Source organism: Streptomyces sp. PU-14G (assembly GCF_041028275.1).
GTDB lineage: Bacteria > Actinomycetota > Actinomycetes > Streptomycetales > Streptomycetaceae > Streptomyces.
In genome coordinates, this window is the sequence record NZ_JASKYT010000438.1 from 1 (window position 1) to 4694 (window position 4694).

General features: G+C 68.1%; 5 protein-coding genes. All 5 read left to right on the plus strand.

Annotated elements, in window-relative coordinates; translation table 11 throughout:
* Positions 1–162 precede the first annotated feature (162 nt).
* The 5 genes from AB8Z75_RS30895 to AB8Z75_RS30915 all read left to right on the plus strand — a co-directional run bounded on the left by AB8Z75_RS30895 (position 163) and on the right by AB8Z75_RS30915 (position 4446).
* Complete coding sequence (locus AB8Z75_RS30895) at positions 163–621, plus strand: peroxiredoxin (protein WP_369207793.1); 459 nt, start codon at positions 163–165, stop codon at positions 619–621.
* A gap of 207 nt (positions 622–828) precedes the next feature.
* On the plus strand, positions 829–1404 hold the full coding sequence (locus tag AB8Z75_RS30900; protein WP_369207795.1) for a TerD family protein: 576 nt from the start codon (positions 829–831) through the stop codon (positions 1402–1404).
* A 293-nt stretch (positions 1405–1697) separates the two neighbouring features.
* Positions 1698–2276 (plus strand): TerD family protein, encoded by a 579-nt coding sequence (locus tag AB8Z75_RS30905; protein WP_114018375.1) that lies wholly within the window; start codon positions 1698–1700, stop codon positions 2274–2276.
* A gap of 126 nt (positions 2277–2402) precedes the next feature.
* Complete coding sequence (locus AB8Z75_RS30910; protein WP_369207797.1) at positions 2403–3557, plus strand: DUF475 domain-containing protein; 1155 nt, start codon at positions 2403–2405, stop codon at positions 3555–3557.
* A 130-nt stretch (positions 3558–3687) separates the two neighbouring features.
* Positions 3688–4446: a Tellurium resistance gene (locus tag AB8Z75_RS30915; protein ID WP_369207799.1), complete on the plus strand. Its 759-nt coding sequence runs from the start codon at positions 3688–3690 to the stop codon at positions 4444–4446.
* The last annotated feature ends 248 nt before the right edge of the window (positions 4447–4694 follow it).

Here is a 4694-nt window from a genome sequence, read left to right on the forward strand (position 1 = left end):
CGCCCCCACCCTATGCACCGGCCCCTGACCGCCGCCCCGGCGGTCAGGGGAGAGGCGGCGGGGGTCGCCCCGCCGCCTCTCCCCTGACCGCCGCCCCGGCGGTCAGGGGCCGGTGCATAGGGTGGGGGCGTCTTTGTCCCGTCCACCGAAGGGAATGTGCCAATGGCGATCGAGGCCGGCACCAAGGCCCCCGACATCGAGCTCAAGGACCAGCACGGCCAGGCCGTGCGGCTCTCCGACTTCCAGGGCAAGAAGAACGTCGTCCTGCTCTTCTACCCCTTCGCCTTCACCGGGGTGTGCACCGGCGAGCTGTGCGCGCTGCGGGACGAGCTGCCGCAGTTCGTCAACGACGAGGTGCAGCTGCTCGCGGTTTCCAACGACTCCCCCTTCGCGCTGCGTGTCTTCGCGGAGAAGGAGGGCCTGGAGTACCCGCTGCTGTCCGACTTCTGGCCGCACGGTGAGGCCTCGCGTGCCTATGGCGTCTTCGACGAGGAAAAGGGCTGCGCGGTGCGTGGCACTTTCGTCATCGACAAGGAGGGCGTCGTCCGCTGGACCGTGGTGAACGGTCTGCCCGACGCGCGGGACCTCAACGACTACGTCAAGGCGCTCGAAAGCCTCTGAGCCCTCGCGTCACCGCACGCCACTGCCGTCTCGCCGCGCCGGGACGGCGCTTCCGGGCGCCCCCGGTGACGCCCGGTGCAACCCGGATCAGCTCCGTAAGAGGGCTGTGTCCCGGGGAACCGCTCACTAGGATCGAATCGTTGATCTGACGGCATCCGAAAACGGGGGCACGCCGTGCTCCTCACGAACAACTGACCAGGAGGACTCGTGGGAGTCAGCCTCAGCAAGGGCGGCAACGTCTCGCTGACCAAGGAGGCCCCGAACCTGACGGCGGTCGTCGTCGGTCTGGGCTGGGACGCGCGTACGACGACCGGCGCCGATTTCGACCTCGACGCGAGCGCCCTGCTGACGAATCCGGAGGGCAAGGTCGGCAACGACCAGAACTTCGTGTTCTTCAACAATCTCAAGAGCCCCGACGGCTCTGTCGAGCACACCGGCGACAATCTCACCGGTGAGGGCGAGGGCGACGACGAGGTCATCAAGGTGAACCTCGCGGGAGTGCCCGCCGACGTCGACAAGATCGTCTTTCCCGTCTCGATCTACGAGGCGGAGAGCCGCCAGCAGAGCTTCGGCCAGGTGCGCAACGCCTACATCCGCGTCGTCAACCAGGCGGACAACAACGAGCTGGCGCGCTACGACCTCAGCGAGGACGCGTCGACCGAGACGGCCATGGTGTTCGGGGAGCTGTACCGGCACGGTGCCGAGTGGAAGTTCCGCGCCATCGGCCAGGGCTACGCCTCGGGCCTGCGCGGTATCGCGCAGGACTTCGGCGTGAACGTCTGAGGCCCCAGGGCGGGTACCTCGCGCCCCGCGGGCCCGAGCTGTCGGGCCGGCGGGGCGCACTGCCAGGGACCGGCAGCCACGGGCGCCGCAGGCTTCCGTAACCGGGAGGTGTGCGGCGCCCGGTGGTACGGACACACTGAAGGCACTGCGGTACAGGGCACCGCGGTGCGCTGCTCCGGCCGCTCGCGGGCCAGGGTGGGCCAGGGGAGGGCCGGGGAACGGGAGAGCCGGCCGCGGGCCGGGAACGGGACAGCCGGGGAGAGCCGGGAGAGCCGGGGAGAGGAACATCGAACATGAGCGTGACGCTCGCCAAGGGGGGAAACGTCTCCCTCTCGAAGGCCGCACCGAATCTGACCCAGGTCCAGATCGGTCTCGGCTGGAAGGCCCGTTCCACCACGGGTGCCGACTTCGACCTCGACGCGAGCGCGCTGTTGTGCTCGGGGGGCCGGGTCATGGGTGACGAGTACTTCATCTTCTACAACAACCTCAAGAGCCCCGAGGGCTCTGTGGAGCACACCGGCGACGAGCTGGTCGGTGGCACGGGCGGCGGGGACGACGAGACGGTTCTGGTGGACCTGTCGCTGGTCCCCGCCCAGGTCGACAAGGTCGTCTTTCCCGTCTCGATCTACGACGCGGAGAACCGGCACCAGACCTTCGGCCAGGTCACCGACGCCTACATCCGGGTCGTCAACCAGGCTGACGGTGTGGAGCTGGCCCGCTACGACCTGACGGAGGACGCTTCCTCGGAGACGGCGATGATCTTCGGGGAGCTCTATCGCTATAACGGAGAGTGGAAATTCCGTGCAGTCGGCCAGGGGTACGCCTCGGGGCTGCGGGGCATCGCTCTAGACTTCGGCGTCAATGTCGCCTGAGAGCCACTGACGTCCTGGGCGGCACTGGCGTCTTCGACGCCTCTGTCGCCCTCTGCCGTCACGGTCGGCTCGGCCGTCATGGCGCTTTGTGAACACACGTAGACCGGATACCGGATTGGGAAGCCAGTGCTCCTGAAAACCTTTGGCTGGTCCTTCGGCGTGACCGCCGTCGGACTGGCCGCAGCGGCGTTCTTCTGGGGGTGGGAGGCGTTCGCCCTCGTGGCGATCCTGTCCATCCTGGAGATCTCGTTGTCGTTCGACAACGCGGTCGTCAACGCCGGCGTACTGAAGAAGATGAACGCCTTCTGGCAGAAGATCTTCCTCACGATCGGCATTCTTATCGCGGTATTCGGCATGCGGCTGGTCTTTCCGGTCATTATCGTCGCGATCACCGCTCAGGTCGGCCCGATCGAGGCGGTGCAGGTCGCGCTCGACAATCCCGACCGCTATGAGCAGCTGGTCACGGACGCGCATCCGGCCATCGCCGCGTTCGGCGGGATGTTCCTGCTGATGATCTTCCTCGACTTCATCTTCGACGAGCGCGAACACACGTGGATCAGCTGGCTGGAGCGTCCGCTCTCGCGGCTGGGGAAGGTCAACGGCCTCTCCGTCTGCATCGCGCTGATCGCGCTGCTGGTGGCCGCCACCACCCTGGCCACCGCCGCCCATCAGCACGGCGGCGCGCACGCGGACAAGTCCGGGACGGTGCTGCTCGCCGGTATCGCCGGTCTGATCACGTATCTGATCGTCGGCGGGCTCTCGGGGCACTTCGAGGACAAGCTCGAGGAGGAAGAGGAGCGCGAGCAGGAAGAGGAGGAAGCGGCCAAGCGCGCGGGGAAGCAGCCCACGGCCGTGGGGATGGCGGGCAAGGCCGCCTTCTTCATGTTCCTCTACCTGGAGGTGCTGGACGCCTCGTTCTCCTTCGACGGGGTCATCGGCGCCTTCGCGATCACCAACCACATCTTCTGGATGGCGCTCGGTCTGGGTATCGGCGCGATGTACGTCAGGTCGCTCACCGTCTACCTGGTGCGCCAGGGGACGCTGGACGACTACGTCTACCTGGAGCACGGTGCGCACTACGCCATCGGTGCCCTGTCCGTCATCCTGCTCGTCACGATCAAGTTCCAGATCAACGAGGTGGTCACCGGTCTGATCGGTGTCGTACTCATCGCCCTGTCGTTCTGGTCCTCGGTGCGGCGCAACCGCGCCATCGAGGCTGCTGGGGGAGAGGGCGGCGACGGGGGCGAGAGCGAACGATCCGAGGCCGCCTCGCGCGTGTGACCGGCTGAAGAACGAGGAACGCTCCCAGCGGGGCGGCTTCGTGGTGGTGCGGGCCCTGTCGGGTGCCGTGCGCCCCGGAGCCGCCCCGTGGCGGTGAGTGGGCGTTCCGAGCAGGAGTTGGGGGTGCGGGATGGTCTCCCTGTGGGAGAACTGGCGGCGCGGTGTGGGCATGTCCCGGCGCGGGCCGAAGTTCGACACGGTCGGCGGTCCTTCGACGTACGCGGTGGAGCTGACCAAACGGCACTCGGAGCTGTCGCTGACCAAGCAGGGGGCGGACAGCGGCAGCATGCGGGTCAACCTGTCGTGGCGGATGCGCAGTTCGGACCTGAACGGGCGGTCCCGCAGCAGCGGCTCGCTGCGGCATCCCCTGCGGGCGTTGAGGCCGCACGCCGTGCAGGGGCACACCCAGGGCGTCGTCAACGTCGACCTCGATCTGGCATGCATGTACGAGCTGGTGGACGGCAGCAAGGGCGTCGTCCAGCCGCTCGGCAACTTCCTGGGGGACTGGAACGCGCCGCCCTACGTCAAACTCACCGGTGACGACCGGTTCGGCTCGCCCTCGGGCGAGACCATCTACGTCAACCTCGACCACAAGGACGAGATCAGGCGGCTGCTGTTCTTCGTCTACATCTACGACGGCACTCCGGCGTTCGACCGTACGCACGCCATCGTCTCGATCTTTCCCAGCAACGGCCCTCGCGTGGAGGTGGGGCTCGACGAGCGGGCGCCGCAGGCGCGTTCGTGTGCCGTGCTGCTGATGGAGAACGTCAAGGGGGAGCTGCGGGTGCGCCGCGAGGTGCGGTACGTCTACGGTTTCCAGGCCGAGCTGGACCGGCTCTACGGCTGGGGCCTCCAGTGGGGCCGGGGCTACAAGACGCAGAAGGTCTGAGAGCGCAGGCGGCGCCGGACGCGCGCGTGGGGCCCCGGCCGGGACTGGCCGGGGCCCCACGCGCGTTGGTGGCGCGTCTCCGAGCGCACCGCAGGGGGGCCTCGTCAGTGCTGGGTGAGGAACTGCGGGCCCTGGGGCGGCAGCGCGAACGCCGGGTCGGGCTGCGGATAGCCGTAGGTGGGCTGCGGGTAGCCGTACGCCGGCTGGGTCGKCGGAGGCTGCTGCGGCGGCTGGGGGTAGCCGTAGGC

Coding starts and splice junctions, on each gene's coding strand:
- AB8Z75_RS30915 (WP_369207799.1), top strand. CDS start 3,688: ATGGTCTCCCTGTGGGAGAACTGGCGGCGCGGTGTGGGCATGTCCCGG.
- AB8Z75_RS30905 (WP_114018375.1), top strand. CDS start 1,698: ATGAGCGTGACGCTCGCCAAGGGGGGAAACGTCTCCCTCTCGAAGGCC.
- AB8Z75_RS30895 (WP_369207793.1), top strand. CDS start 163: ATGGCGATCGAGGCCGGCACCAAGGCCCCCGACATCGAGCTCAAGGAC.